Origin of the sequence: Prescottella defluvii, from assembly GCF_000738775.1 — a bacterium.
GTDB lineage: Bacteria > Actinomycetota > Actinomycetes > Mycobacteriales > Mycobacteriaceae > Prescottella > Prescottella defluvii.
In genome coordinates this window covers 1-506 of sequence record NZ_JPOC01000175.1, presented here as the reverse complement: position 1 = coordinate 506, position 506 = coordinate 1, and the positions used below count along the sequence as shown (strand labels likewise).

Here is a 506-nt window from a genome sequence, read left to right as displayed (position 1 = left end):
CCTCACGATGCTGCTGTGCCTGTTCACGGTGCTGTTCGTGTTCCTGCGCCGCAAGCGGATCCCCGGCGTCGCCGCCGGACCGTCGTGGCGCCTCATGGGCATCGTCTTCGGAACGATCTTCTTCATGATGTTCAACCCCACGAAGTGGACCCACCACTTCGGGCATGTTCCTCGCCGGACTGCTGTTCGTGCTCGCACTGTCGTTCTCCGGCATCAACGGCTACTGGTACGTCTCCAGCTACGGCGTGCCGTGGTTCGACAAGACCGTGCAGTTCGACGGCCGCGAATCGTCCACCCTGTTCCTGGCGCTGTTCGGCCTCGCCGTCGCACTGATCGCATGGCAGTACCTGCGCGAGGGCTACGCGCCCCCACCTGAGAAACCCACCAGCGTCAAGGGCCGACGGATCCGCAAGTTCGCGGCCGCACCGTTGACCGTCGTCGCCGGACTGATGGTGCTGTTCGAAGTGCTGTCCATGCTCAAGGGCGCAGTCTCGCAGTACCCGGCC

Annotated in this window: 1 pseudogene; it reads left to right on the top strand. The window is 64.4% G+C overall.

Going from position 1 to position 506, the window contains the following annotated elements:
• Window positions 1-7: 7 nt before the first annotated feature.
• Window positions 8-506: pseudogene (locus tag IJ15_RS25120) on the top strand (arabinosyltransferase domain-containing protein); the annotation flags it as partial.